This window comes from Burkholderia sp. AU30280 (genome assembly GCF_020420125.1).
GTDB lineage: Bacteria > Pseudomonadota > Gammaproteobacteria > Burkholderiales > Burkholderiaceae > Burkholderia.
Map to the genome: position 1 here is coordinate 145,604 of NZ_JAIZRY010000016.1, position 21,724 is coordinate 167,327.

18 protein-coding genes are annotated in these 21,724 nt (G+C 69.1%); 15 read left to right on the forward strand and 3 right to left on the reverse strand.

Annotated elements, in window-relative coordinates:
• Positions 1-130 precede the first annotated feature (130 nt).
• Positions 131-1,255, reverse strand: a complete 1,125-nt coding sequence (locus LGN17_RS30315; RefSeq protein WP_226200722.1) for a porin — start codon at positions 1,253-1,255, stop codon at positions 131-133.
• Positions 1,256-1,478: 223 nt separating this feature from the next.
• Entirely contained in the window at positions 1,479-4,181 is a 2,703-nt protein-coding gene (locus LGN17_RS30320) for a helix-turn-helix transcriptional regulator (protein ID WP_226200723.1), read from the reverse strand.
• A 241-nt stretch (positions 4,182-4,422) separates the two neighbouring features.
• Here LGN17_RS30320 and LGN17_RS30325 point away from each other — a divergent pair, with 241 nt between their 5' ends.
• From LGN17_RS30325 to LGN17_RS30355, 7 genes are all read left to right on the forward strand, one after another.
• Positions 4,423-5,379, forward strand: coding sequence for a universal stress protein (locus LGN17_RS30325; RefSeq protein ID WP_226200724.1), 957 nt, complete (start codon positions 4,423-4,425; stop codon positions 5,377-5,379).
• A gap of 17 nt (positions 5,380-5,396) precedes the next feature.
• Positions 5,397-6,377 (forward strand): quinone oxidoreductase family protein, encoded by a 981-nt coding sequence (locus LGN17_RS30330; protein ID WP_226200725.1) that lies wholly within the window; start codon positions 5,397-5,399, stop codon positions 6,375-6,377.
• A gap of 10 nt (positions 6,378-6,387) precedes the next feature.
• Positions 6,388-7,236, forward strand: a complete 849-nt coding sequence (locus tag LGN17_RS30335) for a TauD/TfdA dioxygenase family protein (RefSeq protein ID WP_226200726.1) — start codon at positions 6,388-6,390, stop codon at positions 7,234-7,236.
• A 118-nt stretch (positions 7,237-7,354) separates the two neighbouring features.
• On the forward strand, positions 7,355-8,410 hold the full coding sequence (locus LGN17_RS30340; protein WP_175955311.1) for a 3-keto-5-aminohexanoate cleavage protein: 1,056 nt from the start codon (positions 7,355-7,357) through the stop codon (positions 8,408-8,410).
• A gap of 158 nt (positions 8,411-8,568) precedes the next feature.
• Entirely contained in the window at positions 8,569-9,897 is a 1,329-nt protein-coding gene (locus tag LGN17_RS30345; RefSeq protein ID WP_226200727.1) for an MFS transporter, read from the forward strand.
• A 16-nt stretch (positions 9,898-9,913) separates the two neighbouring features.
• Complete coding sequence (locus tag LGN17_RS30350; RefSeq protein WP_226200728.1) at positions 9,914-10,507, forward strand: RBBP9/YdeN family alpha/beta hydrolase; 594 nt, start codon at positions 9,914-9,916, stop codon at positions 10,505-10,507.
• Between the two features lie 132 nt (positions 10,508-10,639).
• Positions 10,640-10,813, forward strand: coding sequence for a hypothetical protein (locus LGN17_RS30355; protein WP_226200729.1), 174 nt, complete (start codon positions 10,640-10,642; stop codon positions 10,811-10,813).
• Between the two features lie 75 nt (positions 10,814-10,888).
• Here the strand turns inward: LGN17_RS30355 and LGN17_RS36595 are convergent, their stop codons facing one another.
• Positions 10,889-11,011, reverse strand: coding sequence for a hypothetical protein (locus LGN17_RS36595; RefSeq protein WP_264166111.1), 123 nt, complete (start codon positions 11,009-11,011; stop codon positions 10,889-10,891).
• On the opposite strand from LGN17_RS36595, the gene LGN17_RS30360 reads away from it, so the two are divergent.
• The 8 genes from LGN17_RS30360 (at position 11,012) to LGN17_RS30395 (ending at position 21,707) form a co-directional block, all read left to right on the forward strand.
• A complete protein-coding gene (locus LGN17_RS30360; RefSeq protein WP_319000876.1) occupies positions 11,012-11,200 on the forward strand; it encodes a hypothetical protein in 189 nt (62 codons plus the stop codon). It abuts the gene before it with no gap.
• 260 nt (positions 11,201-11,460) lie between these two features.
• Positions 11,461-12,627, forward strand: a complete 1,167-nt coding sequence (locus LGN17_RS30365; RefSeq protein WP_226200730.1) for an ABC transporter substrate-binding protein — start codon at positions 11,461-11,463, stop codon at positions 12,625-12,627.
• A 49-nt stretch (positions 12,628-12,676) separates the two neighbouring features.
• A complete protein-coding gene (locus LGN17_RS30370; protein ID WP_226200731.1) occupies positions 12,677-13,756 on the forward strand; it encodes an ABC transporter ATP-binding protein in 1,080 nt (359 codons plus the stop codon).
• A 37-nt stretch (positions 13,757-13,793) separates the two neighbouring features.
• Positions 13,794-14,663: an ABC transporter permease gene (locus LGN17_RS30375; RefSeq protein WP_226200732.1), complete on the forward strand. Its 870-nt coding sequence runs from the start codon at positions 13,794-13,796 to the stop codon at positions 14,661-14,663.
• The gene (locus LGN17_RS30380; protein WP_226200733.1) at positions 14,663-15,595 is read left to right on the forward strand and encodes an ABC transporter permease; all 933 of its coding nucleotides are present in this window, start codon (positions 14,663-14,665) and stop codon (positions 15,593-15,595) included. Before LGN17_RS30375 ends, LGN17_RS30380 begins: the two co-directional genes overlap by 1 nt.
• Before the next feature lie 139 nt (positions 15,596-15,734).
• Positions 15,735-16,172, forward strand: coding sequence for a hypothetical protein (locus tag LGN17_RS30385; RefSeq protein WP_226200734.1), 438 nt, complete (start codon positions 15,735-15,737; stop codon positions 16,170-16,172).
• Between the two features lie 663 nt (positions 16,173-16,835).
• Positions 16,836-17,969, forward strand: coding sequence for an ABC transporter substrate-binding protein (locus LGN17_RS30390; RefSeq protein WP_226200735.1), 1,134 nt, complete (start codon positions 16,836-16,838; stop codon positions 17,967-17,969).
• Between the two features lie 45 nt (positions 17,970-18,014).
• Complete coding sequence (locus tag LGN17_RS30395) at positions 18,015-21,707, forward strand: hybrid sensor histidine kinase/response regulator (protein WP_226200736.1); 3,693 nt, start codon at positions 18,015-18,017, stop codon at positions 21,705-21,707.
• Positions 21,708-21,724: the final 17 nt, after the last annotated feature.

A 21,724-nucleotide genomic window follows, 5' to 3' on the forward strand; every position in this document is an offset into this window, starting at 1 on the left:
GCGCGCCACGGTCGATGGCGCGGCGGCGGGGCGGAACGCGCCGAAAACGCCCACTGTAGCCGATCCCGCGGATCGATGCAGGCGGTGCCGCACGCGTGCGCCGCCGCATCGCCCGACGCCGCCGGAACCGTCAGAAGTTGTGCCGCAGCCCGATCATCGCGGCCGTCGTGCCGACGCCCGGCGCGACCGGCTGCCCGTATACGAGCATCTGGTCCATCGTGCCGCGGTTGTTCACGTGGCCGACCTGCGCATAGACCGTCGTCCGCTTCGACAGGCTGTAGTCGGCCGCGAGCACGACCGCCGTCGACTTGTTCGCCGAGACGTTGCGATCCTTCAGGTAATACACGGCCGAGCTCACCTGCAGGAAAGGCGTGAAGCGATAACCGATGCCGGCCGACAGCATGTCGAGGTTCACCTTGTCCGCATGCGACGGATTCCGGCCGTTGCCATACGACGCCGACACCGAGAAATCGTGGATCGTGTATTTCGCACCGGCGTAGACGAAGCGGTTGTTGTCGACGCCGGTCGGCGCGACGCCCGGCGCCGGGTTCGTGTCGTGCCCGTTGTAGTAGACGGCCGATGCGTTCAGCCCGCCGTTCGCATACCTGAGCACGACCGATTCGCGCGTACCGCCCTGGAACTGGCCGGCCACGCCGCCCGGCGCATATTCGAGCGCGATCGACGCGCCCGCGAAGGTCGGCGACTGGTAGACGAGCGCATTGCTGTCGTACAGCGCGCCGATCGCACCGTTGGTGCTTGTCCCCGGCCAGCCGGCCGCCGTGTTCAGGCCGAGCCACGCGGTCAGCACGCTGCCGAAGAATTGCGCGTTGCGCACGTCGGTGTCGGCCATCGCGTAAATCATCGGCACGATCTGGCGGCCGGCCGTGAACGAGCCGAACGGGCCCGACACGCCGAGCGACGCGACCTGGTTGAAGATCGCGACGGCGCCCGGCGTGTCGCTCAATTGCAGCTTGCCGGTGCCGCTGTCGAACGAGCCCTGCAGCTTGAAGTTGACCTTGTAGCCGCCGCCGATGTCCTCGCTGCCCTTGATGCCCCAGAAGCTCGAGTAGATGCCGCCGTCCTTCATGCGGAACACCTTGCCGGTGTTCGGCGCGCTCGGGCTGAACGACGCCGCCGACGTGCTCTGGTACAGCAGGCCCGAGTCGATCACGCCGTAGAGCGTGACGGAGGATTGCGCGTGCGCGAGCGCCGAACAGCAGGCAAGCGCCGCGAGCGCGGCCAGTTTCGTCTTCATGAAGTCTCCAGGATCGTATTGGATCCGGACGGGATCGAGCCCGTCCGGGTGAAGCGGGGATGTATCGAGGCGGGCGGGAAGGCGTGGCCTGCATCGCCCGTGCGAGCCGTGCGGAAAGAGTACGCAACGGCGGGCGGCCGCTCCCCCCCATGCGCGGGGGGCAGGGTTGCGGAGAATCGGAGGAAGGCGGGCGCGGCCCAACGCCCGGTTGGCGGAACCGGCGTTACGGCGCGCTTTCGAGCAGGCCGAGCACCAGCGCGCGGCGTACCGCATGCTTGCGCGAGCTGGCGTCGAGCTTGCCGAACAGGTTCTTCAGGTGCCACTTCACGGTTTCCTCGCCGACGGCGAGCGCCACCGCGATCTCCTTGTTCGACAGGTTGCGCGCGAGCAGTTCGAGGATCGATCGCTCCTTCGGCGTCAGCACGACGCTCGGCACCGCGCGCGGGCTGGCCGCGGCGCGCGGGGCGGGCGGCACGATGCGCGGCTGCGGCAGCGCGTGCCGCGCGGGGCCGGCGCCGGGAGCCGCTTCGTCGCCGGCGCGGCGCGCCCAGTCGGCGATGGCCGGATGCGCGTCGGCGAGCGTGCGCGTCAGCCCGAACAGGTCCGCGAGGTTCATCGCCTCGTCGAGCAGCGCGCGGCCGCCGCCGCCCGACTGTTCGAGCGCGAACGCGCTGAGCGCCATGATCTCGATGCGCGCCTGCCCCATGCTCATTTCGCGGGCCAGCACCGCTGCTTCGTCGAGCGCCGCGCTCGCGTCGTCCCAGCGGCGCGCGGCCAGCGCCGCGCCCGCGTGCGCGGTTGCCTGCAGCAGCACGACGGGGCGCCGCCACAGCGGCCCGTGGGACGGAAACTCGGCCGCCGCGATCGCGTCGATCCGCTCGACGAGCGCGTGGCAGGTTGCCTCGCGATAGCGCGCCGCATGAATGCGCACCTGTTCGGCGAGACTCGCGACCGACAGGCGTGGCAGGCGGCGCGCGACGCCCATCGCGTCGAGCGCTTCGAGCAGGTCGATCGCGCGGTGCTCGACCCCGCGCAGCAGCGCGATGCGCGCGGCGGTGCGATAGCCGAGCAGCACGGTGTCGGGCGTGCCCGCATGTTCAAGCACGTCGAGCCGGTTCGCGAGCAGCGCGGCGGCCTGGTCGACGCGGTCGGCCTCGTACGCGAGCGCCGCGCACATCGCCGCGAGCATGCAGGTCAGCGGATGGCGGCGCCCGAGATCGGCTTCCGCACGCGCCAGCGCCGGCGACAGCGCGTCGTCGGCCAGCCGGACCTGGCCCTCGCACAGGTAGCTCAGGCCCGTGATCAGCTCGCCCCAGCGCGCGACATAGCCGAACCCGGCCGCCGTCTCGCCGCGCGGCGCCGCGTGCTGGAAGCGGCGCGCCTGCGCCGGTTCGCCGACGATGATCGCGCGCGCCGACAGCCGGTTCGCGTGCATTTGCGCGAGCCACGTCGCCGCCGGCGGCGTGAAGTCGGCCCACGGTTCGAACAGCTCGACGAAGCGGTCGATTTCGTCGGCGTAATACGCGGCCGCGCTGAGGATCAGCGCGCATTCGTAGCGCATCGCCGCGGGCGTGCCGGGATCCGCGAGGATGCCCGCGATCTGGCGCTGCGCCTCGACATGGCGCTCGCCGAGCGCCAGCGCCCACGCCACCGCGACGCGCAGCGTCGGGCGCTTGTCGAGTTCCGCGTCAGGCAGCAGCGCGAGCCAGTCGAGCACGTCGTTGATGCGGCCCTGCTTGATCGCATCCTCGAGACAGCGCTGCGCAAGCCCATACGCCACCTCGACCTGGCCGGCCGCATACGCGTGGCGGGCGGCTTCCTCGGTCATCCCGTGCGCGTCGAGCCAGGCGGCCGCACGCGCATGCAGCGTGCTGCGCTCAGGTTCCGGGCCCGCGGCCAGGCGGTCGCGCAGCGTGTCGCGCACGAGCGGATGCAGCCGGCACCAGTCCGAATCGTCCGACGCAATGAACAGCGGCGTGTCGCGTGCGAGCCGCGCGAGACGGTCGGGCGCGGCCGCGTCGTCGAGCAGCGCGGCGCACAGCGACGGATGCAGGCGATCGGCGACGCTCGTGCGGATCAGGAAAGCCGTGTCGTCGGCCGACAGGTTCGTGAGCAGCAGCTCGACGAGCCGGTCGCGCGTGCCGTCCACGCGGGCGGCGAGCGCGTCGACCGCCTGGCGCGGATCGGCCGAGCGCGCCATCGCGGCCATCGCGAGCTGCAGGCCGAGCGGCCAGCCGTCGACGCGTTCGAACAGCCGCGCGCACGCATCGGCGTCGACCCGGTGCGCGAAGCGCACGCCGACCAGCGCAATCGTCTCGTCGAGCGTGAAACGCAGCCAGTCGGGGCCCGCGAGCGTGCATTGCCCGCCGGCGAGCAGGTCGCCGGCCACGTGATCGAGCCCGCGCCGCGCGGCAACGACGACATGCAGGTTTTGCGGCGCGTTGTGCAGCACATACGTCAGCGCATCGAGGCCGGCTGGCGGCAGCCGCTCCGCATCGTCGACGATCAGCAGCGCATCGATCGACAGTTGCGTGACCTCGGCCAGCCACGCGGTTACCCCTTCCAGCGCGCGCGCCGCGTCGGCCGCGCCGACCGGGATCAGGCGCCCGAAGCCGGGCCGCGCGCAACCGGTCCGCACCGCTTGCACGAGCCCCTGCAGCAACCGCGCCGCATCGTCGCGCTCGTCGGCCGACAGCCATACGACCGCGCGGCCGAGCGCAAGGGTTTCGCGGCGCCATTGCGCGAGCAGCGACGTCTTGCCGTAGCCGGCCGGCGCCTGCACGAGCGTGACCGGCCGCCCGTCGAACGCGGGTGCGGCGAGGCTCAGCCGCGCGCGGGCCAGCAACTGCGCCGGTACGCGCGGCGCGGTCGTCTTCAGGACCAGTTCGGTGGGGGGCGCGTCGGCGCGATCGGGTGGGTGGGCCATCGGGGCAGCAGTCGGAATCCGGCGGTGCCGTGCGGGCCAGCGTCCGGGGTGGGCGTGGGGGAAGGATCGGCCGAACCGCGTTCGCGCGTCAATCCCCCCCGCGACGAGTGGGGCCGCCCCGGCGCCGCATCGATAGCATGGGTTCCGATGCATCACGAACGCAACGAGGAGGGGGCCATGAACATCGTATCGACCGGCACGCGGCGCGGCGCGCCGCTCGCCGGATAAACGGAGCAGCGCGATGTATCGCCATCTGCTCGTGACGGTCGACGGCGCGCCCGGCGGCATCGACGCGATCGGCCATGCGCTCGAACTGGCGCGCGCGGTCGGCGCCCGGGTCACGTTCCTGCTGCCCGGCGCCGCGCCGGACTCGCGTTTATCCGGAGCGCGGCTGCCGGAGCACGGTGCGAAAGTGGAAGCCGCCGCGCGGGCGCAGGGGGTGTCCCATGCGATCGCGGGGGCCGGCCATCCGGGGGCCGGCGATGCGGCGCTCGGCACGCTTGCAGCCGAACTCGGCTGCGACCTGATCGGCGTCGCGGCGCTGCCGCACGATGCCGACGCGGCGGCCCGCGCGCAACGGCAGCGCCTGCTCGCGACGAGCAGCGTGCCGGTGCTCGTGTGCACGTCGCGGCGATCGCCTGCCGAGGCGCGCGTGATGGCGCGTTGTTTCGACGCGCATCGCGCGGTCGGCGGGTTGCTGCGGGCGCTGACGGCGTCCGGCGCAAAAGCACGCGTAGGCGCACCGCCGCGGCAAGTGGCCGACACGCAGGACGCGCTGACTAAGGACGCGCTGACCTCGCTCGCCGCACTGCAGCGCGCCCGCGCCGGCACGGCCGCCGAAGCGCGCCTCTGCGCGGCATTGCGCGTGCGTGCGGAGTGCGTCGCGGCCGAACTGGATGAACTCGACCGCCAGCGTCGGCGCGACGCACAGGCGCTCGATGCGCTCATGCGGATCGCGTCGGACGGGCTGCCGTCGGCCGCCTTCGACGCCGCGCTCGCCCGCTATGCGCACGGCGCGTTCGAGCAGATGGGGCGGATGGAAGGCGTGATTTTCCCGGCCGCGCGGCGCTATCTCGGCGACGCGGACTGGGCCGGACTGGATGCATCGCTGGCGGACGGCGCAGCCGCGACGCCGCCACGCGCGAACGAACCGAACGAACCGAACGAACCCGACGATGCGCGACGCGCATCGGACTGAACCCTACGGAGAACGACATGGCACATGCAGTGCGATTCCACGAAACCGGCGGCCCCGAGGTCCTGCGCTGGGAGGCAGTCGAGGTCGGCGACCCGGGCCCCGGCCAGGTGCGCCTGCGGCACGACGCGGTCGGACTGAATTTCGCCGACACGTATTTCCGCAGCGGCCTGTATCCGGTGCCGCTGCCTGCCGGCCTCGGCGTCGAGGCGGCCGGCGTGGTCGAAGCGGTCGGCCCCGGCGTGACGAACGTCGCCGCCGGCGACCGCGTGACCTACACAGGCTTCCTGAACACGCTCGGCGCATACAGCACCGAGCGGCTGATCCCCGCCGCGCCGCTCGTGCGGCTGCCCGCCGGCATTTCGTGCGAAACGGCTGCCGCGATGACGATGCGCGGCCTGACGTCCGCCTACCTGCTGCGCCGCATCCACGCGTTTGCGCCGGGCGACGCGATCCTGCTGCATGCGGCCGCCGGCGGCGTCGGGCTGATCGTCTCGCAATGGGCGAAGCTGCTCGGGCTCACGGTGATCGGCACGGTATCGAGCGAACGCAAGGCCGAAATCGCCCGCGCGCACGGTTGCGACCATACGATCGACTACAGCCGCGAGGACGTCGCGAAGCGCGTGCGTGAACTGACGGACGGCGCGGGCGTCGACGTCGTGTTCGACAGCGTCGGCAAGGACACCTTCGAAGGCTCGCTCGATTCGCTGAAGCGGCGCGGGCTGATGGTGTGCGTCGGCACCGCGTCGGGCCCGATCCCGCCGTTCGATCCGCAGCGCCTCGCGATGAAGGGCTCGCTGTACCTGACGCGCCCGGCGCTGGCCGACTACATCGCCGATCCGGCCGAGAAGCACGACCTGGCCGGCGAATTGTTCGCGCACGTCGCGGCCGGCCGGATCCGGATCGAGATCAACCAGCGCTACGCGCTGCAGGACGCCGCGCAGGCGCACCGCGATCTCGAATCGCGCAAGACGACCGGTTCGTCGGTGTTCATCGTCTGAGGAGGCGCGCATGCGAGTCGAACCCCTGACCTGCGCGATCGGCGCGGAACTGCTGGATGTGAGCCTCGCCGACGCCGTGCACGACGACGGCCTGTTCGCCGAGATCCGCGCGCAGCTGCTCCGGCATCGCGTGCTGTTCCTGCGCGACCAGGACATCACGCGCGCCGAGCACGTCGCGTTCGCGCGGCGCTTCGGCGAGCTCGAGGATCATCCGGTTGCCGGCAGCGATCCCGACCACCCGGGGCTCGTGCGGATCTACAAGTCGCCCGACCAGCCGAACGACCGCTACGAGAATGCGTGGCACAGCGATGCGAGCTGGCGCGTGGCGCCGCCGTTCGGCTGCGTGCTGCGCTGCATCGACGGTCCGCCGGTCGGCGGCGACACGATGTGGGCGAACATGGTGCTCGCGTACGAGCGCCTGCCGGCGCACGTGAAGCAGCAGATCGACGACTTGCGCGCGCGGCACAGCATCGAGGCGAGCTTCGGCGCCGCGATGCCGATCGACAAGCGCCTCGCGCTGAAGGCGCAGTACCCCGACGCCGAGCACCCGGTCGTGCGTACGCACCCGGAAACCGGCGAGAAGGTGCTGTACGTGAATGCGTTCACCACCCATTTCACGAACTTCCACACGCCGGCGCGCGTGCGGGTCGGGCAGGACGCGAATCCCGGCGCCGGCCAGTTGCTGCAGTACCTGGTCAGCCAGGCCGCTATCCCCGAGTACCAGGTGCGCTGGCGCTGGAGGAAGAACAGCGTCGCGATCTGGGACAACCGCAGCACCCAGCACTACGCGGTGATGGACTACCCGCCTTGCGTGCGCAAGATGGAGCGCGCGGGCATCGTCGGCGACGTGCCGTTCTGAGCGCGTTCGCGCCGTAACCGATCCGCAACCCTGAACGACGCGCCGGGCCGGCCGCCCGGCGCGGCGGGATACGCACGCCCGTAGGCCCGAAATACAACGATTTCCACTGGAGGACGACATGCAATTTCTCGACGATTCGCTGCACCCGGAAAACCAGGACAAGGTGGTCATCACGGTCGCGCCGTATGGCCCCGAATGGATGCCGGCCGATTTTCCGGAAGACATTCCGGTGACGATGGACGAGCACGTGCAGAAGGCCGTCGACTGCTACAACGCGGGCGCGACGGTGCTGCACCTGCACGTACGCGAGCTCGACGGCCGCGGCAGCAAGCGGCTGTCGAAGTTCAACGAGCTGCTCGGCCGGCTGCGCGAGGCGGTGCCCGACATGATCCTGCAGGTGGGCGGCTCGATCTCGTTCGCGCCGGAAGGCGAGGGCGCCGATGCGAAATGGCTGTCCGACGACACGCGCCACATGCTTGCCGAGCTGACGCCGAAGCCCGACCAGGTGACGGTCGCGATCAACACCGTGCAGATGAACATCACCGAGCTGATGAACCGCAAGGACATCGCCGGCACGTCGCTGAACGAAGCCGCGCTGTGGGACGCATACCGCGAGATGACCGTGCCGGCCGGCCCCGGCTGGGTCGACGAGCACCTGCGCCGCCTGCAGGCGGCCGGCATCCAGCCGCATTTCCAGCTTACCGGCATGCACGCGCTCGAAACGCTCGAACGGATCATCCGGCGCGGCGTCTATCGCGGCCCGCTGAACGTCACGTGGGTCGGCATCGGCGGCGGCTTCGACGGGCCGAATCCGTACAACTTCATGGAATTCGTGCGGCGCTGCCCGGACGGCGCGTGCATCACGCTCGAATCGCTGATGAAGAACGTGCTGCCGATCAACACGGTCGCGATGGCGCTGGGCCTGCATCCGCGCTGCGGGATCGAGGACACGATCATCGACCAGAAGGGCAACCGGATGACGTCGGTGCAGCAGGTCGAGCAGTGCGCACGGATCGCGCGCGAACTCGGCCGAGACATCGCGACCGGCAAGGAGGCGAAGGCGATCTACCGGATCGGCGTGCAGTACGACGGCATCGACGAGACGCTCGCGCACCTCGGGATGGCGCCGAACCGCCGGCCGGGCCAGGTGAACGTGCCGCTGCGGGCCGCCTGACGCGCATCCGGGCAGGCGGCCGTACTGGCCGCCGCCCGCCGATCGTTGTGGCGTGGCGCCCATCCCCGCGCGTGGCGCGGGGGATGACTCCGGTCAACGGAGCGGGGCCGCGCAAGCCGCGCCGGAGCACGACCGCTCCGGTGCCGGAGGAGACACGCATGCTGATCCATCATGTCGAGCCGTCGATGCAGGACGTCGCCGCCGCCGGCCGGCGCGCGCCCGCGTATGCGTGGCTCGTGTTCGGGCTGACCGTCGGCCTGCTGCTGTCGGACTACATGTCGCGGCAGGTGCTCAACGCCGTGTTCCCGCTGCTCAAGCACGCGTGGGCGCTGTCGGACACGCAGCTCGGTTCGCTGTCGGGCGTCGTCGCGCTGCTGGTCGGGCTGCTGACGTTTCCGCTGTCGGTGCTCGCCGACCGCTTCGGGCGCGTGCGCAGCATCGTGCTGATGGCCGCGTTGTGGAGCGTCGCGACGCTCGGCTGCGCGCTGTCGACCAACTATGCGGAAATGCTGGTCGCGCGCGGCCTCGTCGGGCTCGGCGAAGCCGCGTACGGCAGCGTCGGCGTCGCGCTGATCCTCAGCATCTTTCCGGCCCGGCTGCGCGCGACGCTGACCGGCGCGTTCATGGCGGGCGGCGCGTTCGGTTCCGTGTTCGGGATGGCGCTCGGCGGGCTGGTCGGCGCGCATCTCGGCTGGCGCTGGTCGTTCGGCGTGATGGCCGCGCTCGGCATCGTGCTGCTCGTCGCGTATCGCTGCGTCGTGACCGAACGGCGGCTCGCCGCATATCGCATCGCACCGTGCCGGCGCGACGCCGGCGCGCCGCGCGACCTGCGCGGCAGCGTGCGCGCGCTGATGTCGGGCCTGTTCGCATCGCGTTCGGTGATCTGCGCGTATCTCGGCAGCGGGCTGCACCTGTTCGTGCCGGGCGCGCTGTTCGCGTGGCTGCCGAGCTACCTGAACCGCTACTACGCGATGGCGCCCGGCCGTGCGGCCGTCCTCGCGGCCGGCTTCGTGCTGCTCGCGGGCGTCGGGATGGTCGGCTGCGGGATCGTCACCGACCGCGTCGGCAAGACCGACGGCAAGCGCAAGTGGCTGACCGCGATCGCGTATTGCGTGCTGACGGGCGTGTGCCTCGCGATTGCGTTCCGGCTGCCGCCCGGGCCGCTGCAGCTCGCGCTGATCTGCGTGGGCATGCTGGTCGGCGCGGGCGCGTCCGGTGCATCGGGCGCGATGGTCGCGAACCTGACGCCGGCCGCGATCCACGCATCGGCATTCGCCACGCTCACGCTCGCCAACAACCTGCTCGGCATGGCGCCGGGCCCGCTGCTGACGGGGTGGGTCGCCGATCGCGCGGGGCTCGTCGGCGCGCTGCAATGGATTCCCGTCGTGCCGCTCATGGCCGCCGTGCTGTTCGCCATCGGACGCGCGAGCTATGTGGCCGATCTCGCGCGCGTCGAACGCGAACGGCGCGCGTCCTCCCTTTCCTGAATGCTTCGGAGACTGCATGACCCTGACGACCGTACCCACCATCCTGATCGTGCCCGGCTTGCGGGACCACGTCGAAAACCACTGGCAGACGCATCTCGAACGGCGCCTGCCGAACGCGCGCTCGGTCGCACCGCTGGAAGCCGACAAGCTGAGCCGTGCCGCGCGCGTCGCGGCGCTCGAGGCGGCGCTGGCCGGGATCGACGGCCCCGTGATCCTCGTCGCGCACAGCGCCGGCGTGATGATTACGGTGCACTGGGCGCGGCAGGCCACGCGCAAGATCCACGGCGCGCTGCTCGCGGCGCCGGCCGATCTCGAATCGCCGATGCCCGCTGGTTATCCCGCGCCCGATGCGATCGACGCGAACGGCTGGACGCCGGTGCCGACCGAGCGGCTGCCGTTTCCTAGCATCGTCGCCGCGAGCCGCAACGATCCGCTCGCGCGCTTCGAACGCGTCGAGGCGCTGGCGGCAGGGTGGGGGAGCCAGTTCGTCGATCTGGGGGAGGTCGGGCACCTGAACCCCGCGTCCGGCTACGGCGAGTGGCATGACGCCGAACGGCTGATTGGCGAGGTCGTGGCGCTCGGCGAAAGCCGCTCCGATATGACGGATTGACAGGCCGCCATCGCGTGTCTGCGCAGACATTCTGATGCGGTTCGTTGGATGCTACGATTATCAGCAGTGTGGCCGCCGCATGCCAATGCGGGATAAATGGCTGATGAATATCATTTTTGTCGGAAATCCGTCATGGCTCCCAAAAGGAAAACGCTGTACGGCGTCGAGCTGAAACCTCGCACGATCATTCGCCCCACGACGGAGGTCAAGGTCTCGACCGAAGCCGAGAAAGGCGACGTGCTGCGTGCAGCACGAAAAGTCATTACCGAACACCGGGACGTGCTGATCGCGCTGAAGGACCGCTGATTTGCTGGATCTCGATTACGTCATCGCCATTCGCGACGAGATAATCCGGGACCTCGGCGGCCTCAGCGGTTTCGCTCATGCCGGCGAGGCGGCGTCGAGGCCGCTCTCCATCGCGTCGAAAATCATGTTCATTACGCGGGCCTTGATGACGTGTTCGGTATTGCCGCGACCTAAGCCATCGCAATCGCGCGCGGCCATGTGTTTAATGATGCAAACAAGCGTACCGGCCTCACTTGCGCCTTGACGTATATGGAGCTGCAAGGTATCTCGATTCCTCGCCTTGCCGATCTCGAAGACCTCATGGTCGATGTCGCCGACGGCAGCGTCACGAGCGAGGAACTGGCTGAATATTTCAGTGCGGTCTGGGAATTGTCCCTGTCCCGTTGAAACCCTGCCTCACGCAGCCATTGGCCGGGCGTTCCCGACGCACCGGCCTACGCCAACATACGATGTCCTAACACGTTGCACTCAACCTGCCGCAACACACCCGGCATCCGCTCGGCCTATTGGATCACACCATCGCAGAAGGGTTTTTGTCAGGGAAAGTCCCGCCCCGCGCGTCGTGGTTTTTTGTTGACCGACATCGTATAACGCCGTCATGATTTCCTGAAAAGAAAGGTCCCATCCACCGACCGAAGTGAGGAGACATGAACGCCACCCCGATCGCTCGCCGTGTCCGCCGGATCGCACTCGCCCTGGGTTTCACGCTGTCGGCCGCGGCAGCCGTTGCCGCCCCCGTGTCGCTGAACATCGTCGATGTCGCGGGCAACCTGCAACTCACGCAGAAGGCCATCGAGGCCTTCCGGGACAAGAACCCGAACCTCGTATCGAACGTCACGTTCACGAACGCGCCTGCGCCGCAATTGCCGGGCAAGATCAAGGCGATGCAGGCGGCGGGGCGCTCCGACATCGACCTCGTGCTGACGGGCACCGACGCGCTGGCCGCCGGCATCGAACAGAACCTGTGGCTGAAGCTGCTGCCCGACGACGCGGCCGCGTTCCCCGGCGTGCTCGACAGATACGCGCCCGGCCCGCGCAAGATGCAGGATCTCGCGCAGGGCTACGGCCTCGAAGTCGCCTACATGCCGGCCGGCCCGCTGCTCGAATACAACCCGGCAAAGGTCGGCAATCCGCCGAAGACGCCCGACCAGCTGCTCGCGTGGTGCAAGGCGCACCCGAACAAGCTGATCTATGCGCGCCCGGCGAATTCGGGCCCCGGCCGCACGTTCCTGATGGGGCTGCCGTACGTGCTCGGCGACAAGAATCCGCAGGATCCGATCAACGGCTGGGACAAGACCTGGGCGTTCCTCAAGGCGTTGAACGACTGCGTGCCGTACTACCCGGGCGGCACGTCGGCCGTGATGAAGGAGCTCGGCGAGGGCACGCGCGACATGACCGTGACCGTCACCGGCTGGGATCTCAACCCGCGCGCACTCGGCATCGTGCCGGCCGAGTTCAGGGTCCAGGCATTCGACAACATGACGTGGGTCAACGACGCGCACTACATGGTGATCCCGAAGGGCGTGCCGAAGGAAAAGCTCGACGTGCTGTTCAAGCTGATGAACTTCCTGCTCGAACCGGCGCAACAGGCGATGACCTACGACGACGGCTACTTCTACCCGGGCCCGGCGGTGAAGGGCGTGACGCTCGAGATGGCGCCCGCGCACAGCCAGGAGGTGATCCGCAAGTTCGGCCGCCCCGAGTACGCGAAGCTGCTCGCCGATCGCCCGCACGTGCAGCCGCTGGGCGCGCAGGCGATGGTCGCCGCGTTCCAGAAGTGGGATCGCGAGATCGGTTCGCAGAAGTCGAAGTAACGCATGGACCGGCGGGCGCCGCGGCGCCCGCGTCGACGGAGTTCGCGCAATGAAGCAGAGTTTCGAACGGCTGCGGCTCGATGACGTGTGCCGCAGCTTCACCAATGCGCAAGGCGCGCAGGTCGCCGCGCTGGACGGGCTCGATCTCGAGATCCGGCGCGGCGAATTCATCGCGCTGCTCGGCCCGTCGGGCTGCGGCAAGTCGACCGCGCTCAACTGCATCGCGGGGCTGCAGCCGCTCACGCGCGGCGGCATCTGGCTCGACGACACGCGCATCGACGTGCTGCCGCCCGAGCGCCGCGGCTTCGGGATGGTGTTCCAGAACTACGCGCTGTTTCCGCACATGTCGGTGCTCGACAACGTCGGCTTCGGCCTCAAGATGCGCGGCGTGCCGAAGCAGGAAACGCGGCGGCGCGCGCAGCAGGCGCTCGAACTCGTGCAGCTCGTCGGCCACGAGGGCAAGCTGCCGGGGCAACTGTCGGGCGGGCAGCAGCAGCGCGTCGCGATCGCGCGTGCGATCGTGATCGAGCCGCCGCTCGTGCTGATGGACGAGCCGCTGTCGAATCTCGACACGAAGCTGCGCATCGAGATGCGCGCCGAGATCCGCCGGATCCACACGCAGCTCGAACGCGCGACGATCTACGTGACGCACGACCAGGACGAGGCGCTGTCGATGGCCGACCGCATCGTCGTGATGAAGGAGGGCGTCGTGCAGCAGGTCGCGACGCCGAAGGACGTCTACACACGCCCGCACAACCTGCATGTCGCGCGTTTCACGGGCTATCGCAACGTGCTGCCGTTCACGCTCGAAGGGATGGCCGGCGATTACGTGAATGTCGCCGCGGGCGGGGTGCGACTCGCGGGCGTGCCGATGGCCGGCTTCGACGCCAAGGACGTCTGGGTCGCACTGCGCCCCGACGACATCGAGCGCGCGGACGCAGGCGGCGACAACACGTTCGACGCGACCGTCGAAACGGTCGAGTACGGCGGCCGCGATTCGCTGATCCGCGCGATCACGCCGTTCGGTGCGATCTGGGCGCGCGTCGCCGGCGAATTCACGGAAGGCGAGCCGCTGCGGCTGCGCGTTGCGCCGTCACGCACGCTCGTCTACCCGGGAGCGCCGACATGAGCGGCGCGGCCGCGGCGCGGTTACCCCGGGAGGCCGCATGAGCACGCTCCCGGCCGGCGCGCCGCGCGACGCGAAAGCCTGGCTCGTCACGCCCGCGCTCGCGTTCATCGTCGCGCTGTTCATCTATCCGTTCGCGTATGGCCTCGTGCTGTCGTTCCAGCCGATGAACGGCGGCGGCGCGCTCGCGAACTACGTGCAGTTCTTCACCGACACCGCGATGTGGCCGACCGTGCTCGTCACGCTGAAGCTCGCGGTGCCGGCGACGCTGATCAACGTCGGCATCGCGGTGCCCGTCGCGTTCGCGCTGCGCCGCCATTCGCCGTACCAGAAGTTCGTCACGACGCTGCTCGTGATTCCCGTCACGCTCGGCACGGTGCTCGTCGCCGACGGGATGCTCACGTATTTCGGGCCGAACGGCTGGTTTCCGCAGGCGTTGCAGCGGCTGCACCTGTACACCGACGAAGTACGGCTCACGCACAACTACTGGGGTGTGCTGCTGTCGCTGATCGTGTCGGGCTTCCCGTTCGCGTTCCTGCTGATGCTGTCGTACATCAGCGGCATCGACCCGACGCTCGCGCGCGCGGCCGCGACGCTCGGCGCAAACCCGTGGCAGCAGTTCCGCCGGATCTACCTGCCGCTGCTCGTGCCGGGGTTGACGATGGCCGCGTGCCTGTCGTTCGTGCAGGCGTTCTCGGTGTTTCCGTCGGCCGTGCTGCTCGGCGCGCCGGCGGGGCCCACGCGCGTGATCTCGATCGCGGCGGCGGAAGCCGCGTTCGAGAGCTACGACTATTCGCTCGCGTCGGCGATCGCGATCGTGATGGGCTTCGTGCAACTGCTGGTGGTCGCATCGATGCTCGGCGCGCGCCGCTTCTTCTATACGGGCGCGGTGACGGGAGGCAAGGGCTGATGGCGACCGACCACCATGCCGCCCGCACGTGGCCGCCGAAGCACGACGCGCCCGATGCGCGCGGTGAGCGCCCCGTCGACGCGAGGAAACCGCAGAAGATGACAAGCCATCTCGCCGGCCGCGCATGGAAGGCGCTCGTGTGGGGGCTGATGGCGTTCTTCCTGTTGAACGTGATGCTGCTGATCGCGACCGTCGCGGTGAATTCGGTCGCGACGCGCTGGTTCGGCACGCCGCTGCCGCAGGGCTTCACGCTGCACTGGTACGCGAAGGCATGGGAGGACTTCCAGCTCGCGAGCGTGCTGTGGGTGACCGTCGAGGTCGTCGGCGCGGTCGTGCTGCTGTCGATCGCGCTCGGCGTGCCGGCCGCGTACGCGCTTGCGCGCGTGCAGTTCCGCGGCAAGCGCCTGGCGCTGCTGGTGTTCCTGCTGCCGCTGATGGTGCCGCCCGTCACGTACGGGATCCCGATGGCCACCGTGATGTACAAGGTCGGGCTCGCGGGCACGCTGCCCGGCGTGATCCTCGCGAACCTCGTGCCGGCGCTGCCGTTCATGATCCTCGTGATGACGCCGTTCATCGAGCAGATCGATCCGAATCTCGAGGCCGCCGCGCGCATCTTCGGCGCGAACACGTGGCGCTATTTCCGCCACGTGCTGCTGCCGCTGCTGGTGCCCGGCATGCTCGCGGCGGGGCTGCTCGTGCTGGTGCGCACGATCGGGATGTTCGAGCTGACCTTCTTCACCGCGGGGCCGAGCACGCAGACGCTCGTCGTCGCGCTGTATTACGCGGTGTTCTCGACCGGCGTGCGTGCGCCGCAGTCGATCGACGCGATGGCGATGATCTACATGGCCATCACGCTCGTGTGGGTCGTGATTGCGCTGCAGTTCGTGAGCCCGACGCAGCTCGTGAGCCGCGTGAAGCAGGAGCGGCAATAGGCGAGGGCCTGTTCACCTCCAGGGCGACACCCGGGCACGCGGCGCCGCTTGCGCATCCGTGCAATTGGTTACAAATGGATACCGCGCACGGCACGCGGACGTTGCAGACTACGCGGCGTTCACCCGATAACGGATACCCATGAAGTTCTACACGCTGCTGACACTCGCCGGGGCATCGACGCTGCTGGCCGCCTGCAACCTGCTCCACGACGGCCCCGGATCGAGCGACGTCGACACCGCCGTGCGTCGCGCGCTCGAAGCGGAAAACCACGGCGGCCTGAACGCGCTGTTCGGCCAGCCGCTGCCTGTCTCGGCCGATGTCGTGTCGGCGAAGCCCGACGGCGACTGCAAGAAGCTCGGCGAGCGCACGTACTCGTGCGATGTCGTGGTCACGTGGCGCAACGCCGACTACAAGCCCTCGCGCGCGAACCTGACCTTCGTGAAAGCCGCCGACGGCTCGTGGCAGACCTCCGGCGTCGACGCGGCGCTCGTGACCGGCACCGCGAAGTCGCTGGTCGACGAAATCGGCAAGGCGTGGCCCGGCAACGCGGCGAGCGGCGCGTCGGCGCCGCGGTGACGTAGCCGCGTATTTCGCCGTTTCTTCCGGCACGCCGCGGACGCCGGTTTCCCCTCCGGCGATCAGGACATTCGCGCCGGACCGGCGAGCTTCCGGCCGCGTTGCAGGTCGGAGGCCGATACCGTCTTTGCAGCGGTCCCGAATCGCGTCATTGCCGCGCGTATTCATCGCGATTCGAATGCGCTAATTTCAGCAAGAAAATAGCGAATTAAAAATCGAATCGAAATTCCGAAAGCACAACGAAACACAGCTCGGCGCGACAACGCTCCTCACGTGAAGTGCAATGCCGTCGATTATCCGCGTTTATTCGCCCTCCGGCTTGCAGTCGCATTTGATGCAACCTATATATATGACTAATTGCTTCGTGCCGCGTCGGTAGTCCGGCATGCGGCGGCACGACCCGATATCAAAGAATCAAGAAGCCGGCGCGAGGGGGAACCCAGCATGGGCAATAGCGTGTCTGTCGCACGAATGTGTTCCAGTACCCGGTTTCCGCATGTATTGCACACGCTTGCCCGTGCCGATCGCCTGGCGTTTGCGCCGATCGTTCGATCCCTTGGCCGGCGCGGGCGGGGCTCGACGGCGCCTGCCGTCGAGCCCGGACACGGCTGCGCGATCCGCCGTCACGCGCGACGCGCGACGTTGCGCCGGACCCTGACGCTCATGGCCTGCGTCGCCGCGACGATCGGCCCCGGCGCTTGCCTCGCGGCAGAGCCCGGCGTGACCGACAGCACGATCCGCCTTGGCATGGTCAACGCGCAATCGGGCAATTCGGCGGGCCTCGGGCGCGCGCTGCTGGCGGGTGCGCAGGCCGTGTTCGACGACGCAAACGCGCGCGGCGGCGTGCACGGCAGGAAGATCGACCTGGTGGTCGGCGACGATCGCTACGAGCCCGACAGAACCATCGACAGCACGCTGGAGATGATCGAACGGCGCAATGTGTTCGCGCTGTTCGGCTATGTCGGCACGCCGACGACCTCCGCGGTGCTGCCGATCATCCGGGAGGCCGGCATTCCGCTCGTCGGCCCGTTCACCGGCGCGATGGCACTGCGCAAGCCGGTGGTGCCGGAGGTCTTCAACATCCGCGCCAGCTATGAAGACGAGACCCGCGCGCTGGTCGACCATTTCATCGCGCACGATGGCGCGAAACGTTTCGCGGTGTTCTATCAGGACGACGGCTTCGGGCTCGCGGTGCTGGCGGGCACGCGGCTGGCGCTGCAGCGCCATGGCCTCGACGTCGTCGCGACAGGCACGTTCCGCCGCGGGACCACGGCGGTCGACACGGGCCTCGCGTCGCTGCTGGTCGGCCAACCGGACGTCGTCGTCATGGCCGGCCCCTATACGCCGATTGCCGCGTTCATCCGCGCGGCGCGCCGCGAGGGCCTGAAGGCCCGGCTCGCATCGGTATCGTTCGTCGGCACCGACGACCTGCTGCGCCTGGTCGGCGACGAAGGGGACGGCACGCTGATCTCGCAGGTCGTGCCGCTTCCCCAGAACGACCGGGAAGTGATCCGCGACTGCGTACGGCTGATCGAGCAGCGCTTTCCGGGAGAACACGCGGGCGTGGTGCACATCGAGGGCTGCATCGACGCGAAGGTCATGCTGATCGGCCTCGAGCGGGCCGGCCCGTCGCCGACCCGGGCGGCGCTGAAGCAGGCGCTCGAATCGATCAGGCATCTCGACCTCGGCGGCCTGATCGCCGATCTGGGCGCGGACAATCACCAGGCGCTGAACGCGGTGTTCCTCTCCGAGATCGCGCACGGCCGCATCGCGCCCGTGGACGCATCGGCCAGATAACCCGCCGGATGGCCGCGCGCGGGCCGTCCCGATCCCGGAGGCTGCATGGACATCAAGGCCAAGCTTGTCACCGGCACCAGCCTGATGCTGCTGGGTGCGCTGGCGATTTCCGCGGCCAGCCTGATCTCGGTGCACGGCATTGCGTCCGGCGTACGCACGCTGACGACCGAATCGCTGCCGTTGCAGGTGCGCAGCAACGAACTCCAGCGCGCGTACGCGGAACTGGCGGTGGATTTCAGCCGGCTCGAACAGGCGCAAGACGCGTCCGAGCAGGAGCAGGCGACCTCGGAGATCGAAACGCAATTGCAGCGGACCGCGGCCCTCACGGCCGCCGTGCGCGCGATCGACGGGCACGGCGGCGACGCGCCGTCCGCCGACCTGCGCACGATGCTGCGGTCGATGAGCGAAGGCGTCGGCCAGCGTCTGCGGGACGAGGCGCGGCTGGGCGCCGAAAGCCGTCTGATCGAGCGCATCCAGACACGAGGCGACGCATTCATGGCCACGATCCGCGCCGAAACCGAACGGCTGGACAGCCAGGCCGATGCGGCGGTGAACGACGCGCTGGCGGCCAACACCGCGTACAACGGGACGATTCACGCGCTCGATCAGGTTCGCATGAACGTCAAGGACATCATCGCCATTGCCGCTCGCGTCGACGCCGCGCCGAACCGATACCGACTCGCCCCGCTGAGGGAGCAACTGCAGGCGGCCACCGACGGTGCGCGCAATGCGCTGACGATCGCGGCGCCGAACCTCGAAGCCGCCGCGACGCAGGACGTCGCGAATACGCTCGAGCGCGTGGCGGCCGACCTCCTCGACGGCAACGACGGCCTTGTCGCGCTGCGCGGCAGGATGTTCGCTCAGCCGTCCGTCGCGACGCGCTACCACGCCAGGGCGGACAAGGTCCGGCAATCCCTCGATGCACTGGACACGAGGCTGGCGGAAATCGCCGACCCGTTCGCGTTGCGGATCGTCAAGGCGCGACAGCGTCTCGACGAAACGATCGCGCTCCAGCGGCAGGCGGCCCGGATCCGATACCTGTCGACCGTCGTCAACGGCGGCATCAAGGAGCTGGCGGCCGATCTTCGCATCGTCGCGCAAAGCAAAAGCGCGGAACCGCTCAAGCGCGCCGACGGCGACGCACGGGAGAATCTCGGCAAGCTCGCCGCCGCCGCGAGCGCGCTTCGCGATGCGCTCGTCGCCAGCGGGCAGCGCGAATCGAGCCGCGCGCAGGAGGTGATTCCGCTGGCCGCGGAGCTGGCCGGATCCGCACGCCGCATCCTGGCGGTGAGGTCGAACATGCTGTCCAACGACGCGAGCATGCAGCGCATCATCGCGGACGTGGAGACGACCGCGAATCGCCTCGCGGCCTATACGGAACAGGAGGCCGTGCGCGTCGATCTGCAGCAGCGCAGCATCGTGTCGCAGGTCAATCGCGCGGTGACGAGCGCCATCGTGATGATCGCCTCCGTGTCGTATTTGCTCGCGATCGCCAGCCTCGTGATCAGTCATCGCCTCGGCACGTCGATCTCGCGCCCGCTGGGGAATCTGACGCGCACCATGGCCCGCATCCGCAGCGGCAGCGACCTGTCCCTGCGCATGTCCCATCAGGGCCGCGACGAAGTCGCGACCCTGATCGCCGGCTTCAACACGATGCTCGACGAAATCGAGCGTCGCGACATCGACCTGCAGGCGGCAATCGCCGCGGCCGAAACCGCCAATTCAGCGAAGTCGGAATTTCTCGCGAGGATGAGTCACGAGATCCGTACGCCGATGAACGGCGTGCTAGGCATGACCGAGCTGCTGCAACGCACGCGCCTGACGTCGAAGCAACGCAAGTTCGTCGACACCGTATATCGATCCGGTCAGACGCTGCTCATCATCATCGACGACATACTCGATTTTTCGAAGATCGAGGCCGGCAAGCTGACGCTGGAGCACATCGATTTCAACCTGCACCAATTGCTCGACGATGTCGTCGCGCTGCTGGAGCCCAATGCGAAGCGCAAGGAGCTCGAGCTGGTATTCCGCAAGACGGATACCGTGCCGCAATGGATGCGCGGCGACCCGGTCCGGCTGCGCCAGATCCTGACGAACCTGATCGGCAATGCAATCAAGTTCACCGAGCGCGGGCAGGTCGAGCTGGCCGTGTCGTATGCGGACGACGGCCACGTCGTGTTCGCGATCGCCGACAGCGGCATCGGCATCGCGCCGGACGTGGCTGCGCGGTTGTTCCAGCCGTTCCAGCAGGCCGACAGCTCGACCGCGCGCAAATACGGCGGAACCGGGCTGGGGCTCGTGATTTCCCGCCAGCTGGCCGAGATGATGGGCGGCCAGCTCACGCTCGAATCGACGCCCGGCAAGGGCTCGGTGTTTACCGTGACCGCGCGGCTCGAGCCGGCGTCCGGCGTGGTCGACGTCGCGGCGGGCGCGAGGTCGTCGCTGGCGGGATTGAAGGTGCTGATCGTGGACGACAGCGAGACCGATCGCAGCGTGCTCGTCGAACATGCGATCGAATGGCAGCTGTGCGTCGCGACGGCCATCGGCGGCGACGACGCGCTGTCGCAGTTGCGCTCGGCCGTCTCCGACGGCGCGCCGTTCGATCTGGCCATCGTCGACGTGCGGATGCCGGGCATGGACGGCATCTCGCTCGTTCAGCACATCCGCCACGACGCATCGCTGCGCGCGCTCAGGATCGTCACGCTGACCGCGTTCGAGATGATGGACAGCATCCAGGTCGCACGCGAACTCGACATCGACGCCCGGCTGACGAAGCCGCTCCATGGCGCGGAGCTTTATACGGCCATCGCGTCGGCGATGCACGTGAGGCCGACGCCGCTGCCGTCGGCCGCGCCGGTGTCCGACGACGCCGGGCCGGACGCGGCGCCGCCGCCCGACGCCGGCTCCGCGCGCGTGCTGCTGGTCGAGGACAACATGGTCAACCAGCAGATCGCGCTCGCGATGCTGGAGGACACCGGCTATCGGGTGGCCGTGGCCGAAGACGGCCGGCAGGCGCTGACGATGCTGGCGGACGACGCGTTCGACGTGGTCCTGATGGATTGCCAGATGCCGCTGATGGACGGCTTCGAGGCAACGCGACTGCTGCGGCAGCGCGAAGCGGCATCCGGCGCGCCGCGTCTGCCGGTCATCGCGTTGACGGCCAACGCGCTTAGCGGCGACCGCGAGCGCTGCTTGGCCGCCGGCATGGACGACTACCTGGGAAAACCGTTCCGTCGCGATGCGCTGCTGCAGATGCTCGCGCGCCATGCCCGCGGCGCGGCGTCCGGGCCGGCAATCACGAGCGGCGACGCGGTAACCCGGGCGGGCATCGAAGCGGCCGCCGAAGCCGGCGAGGCGACCGCCGCCGATCGGGACGGGGAAGCCGACGTGATCGACCGCAAGGCGCTCGACGCATTGCGCGCGCTCCAGCGGCCGGGCCGCCCCGATATCCTGACCCGCATCATCGACCAGTTCACGCTGGATGCGCCGCGGCTGATCGGCGACATGCACGCGGCCGTCGTGGCGGGCGACGCCGATGCGCTGAGGCTTGCCGCCCATACGCTGAAATCGAGCAGTGCGAACGTCGGCGCGCACCTGCTGTCGGCCCGCTGCAAGGCGATCGAGCAGCGGGCGCGCGCCGCCGACGTCGCCGCGGCAGCCGAACTCGTCGCCGGCATGGACGCCGAATTCGAGCACGCGCAGGCCGCATTGACGGCGGAACGCATGGTGGAGGATTGAGCGGGCCGCCGGGCGAT

What these genes read in the sequence shown, in the direction of transcription:
- LGN17_RS30315 (WP_226200722.1), bottom strand. Translation starts at nt 1,255, where the DNA reads ATGAAGACGAAACTGGCCGCGCTCGCGGCGCTTGCCTGCTGTTCGGCG.
- LGN17_RS30320 (WP_226200723.1), bottom strand. Translation starts at nt 4,181, where the DNA reads ATGGCCCACCCACCCGATCGCGCCGACGCGCCCCCCACCGAACTGGTC.
- LGN17_RS30325 (WP_226200724.1), top strand. Translation starts at nt 4,423, where the DNA reads ATGTATCGCCATCTGCTCGTGACGGTCGACGGCGCGCCCGGCGGCATC.
- LGN17_RS30330 (WP_226200725.1), top strand. Translation starts at nt 5,397, where the DNA reads ATGGCACATGCAGTGCGATTCCACGAAACCGGCGGCCCCGAGGTCCTG.
- LGN17_RS30335 (WP_226200726.1), top strand. Translation starts at nt 6,388, where the DNA reads ATGCGAGTCGAACCCCTGACCTGCGCGATCGGCGCGGAACTGCTGGAT.
- LGN17_RS30340 (WP_175955311.1), top strand. Translation starts at nt 7,355, where the DNA reads ATGCAATTTCTCGACGATTCGCTGCACCCGGAAAACCAGGACAAGGTG.
- LGN17_RS30345 (WP_226200727.1), top strand. Translation starts at nt 8,569, where the DNA reads ATGCTGATCCATCATGTCGAGCCGTCGATGCAGGACGTCGCCGCCGCC.
- LGN17_RS30350 (WP_226200728.1), top strand. Translation starts at nt 9,914, where the DNA reads ATGACCCTGACGACCGTACCCACCATCCTGATCGTGCCCGGCTTGCGG.
- LGN17_RS30355 (WP_226200729.1), top strand. Translation starts at nt 10,640, where the DNA reads ATGGCTCCCAAAAGGAAAACGCTGTACGGCGTCGAGCTGAAACCTCGC.
- LGN17_RS36595 (WP_264166111.1), bottom strand. Translation starts at nt 11,011, where the DNA reads ATGGCCGCGCGCGATTGCGATGGCTTAGGTCGCGGCAATACCGAACAC.
- LGN17_RS30365 (WP_226200730.1), top strand. Translation starts at nt 11,461, where the DNA reads ATGAACGCCACCCCGATCGCTCGCCGTGTCCGCCGGATCGCACTCGCC.
- LGN17_RS30370 (WP_226200731.1), top strand. Translation starts at nt 12,677, where the DNA reads ATGAAGCAGAGTTTCGAACGGCTGCGGCTCGATGACGTGTGCCGCAGC.
- LGN17_RS30375 (WP_226200732.1), top strand. Translation starts at nt 13,794, where the DNA reads ATGAGCACGCTCCCGGCCGGCGCGCCGCGCGACGCGAAAGCCTGGCTC.
- LGN17_RS30380 (WP_226200733.1), top strand. Translation starts at nt 14,663, where the DNA reads ATGGCGACCGACCACCATGCCGCCCGCACGTGGCCGCCGAAGCACGAC.
- LGN17_RS30385 (WP_226200734.1), top strand. Translation starts at nt 15,735, where the DNA reads ATGAAGTTCTACACGCTGCTGACACTCGCCGGGGCATCGACGCTGCTG.
- LGN17_RS30390 (WP_226200735.1), top strand. Translation starts at nt 16,836, where the DNA reads ATGGCCTGCGTCGCCGCGACGATCGGCCCCGGCGCTTGCCTCGCGGCA.
- LGN17_RS30395 (WP_226200736.1), top strand. Translation starts at nt 18,015, where the DNA reads ATGGACATCAAGGCCAAGCTTGTCACCGGCACCAGCCTGATGCTGCTG.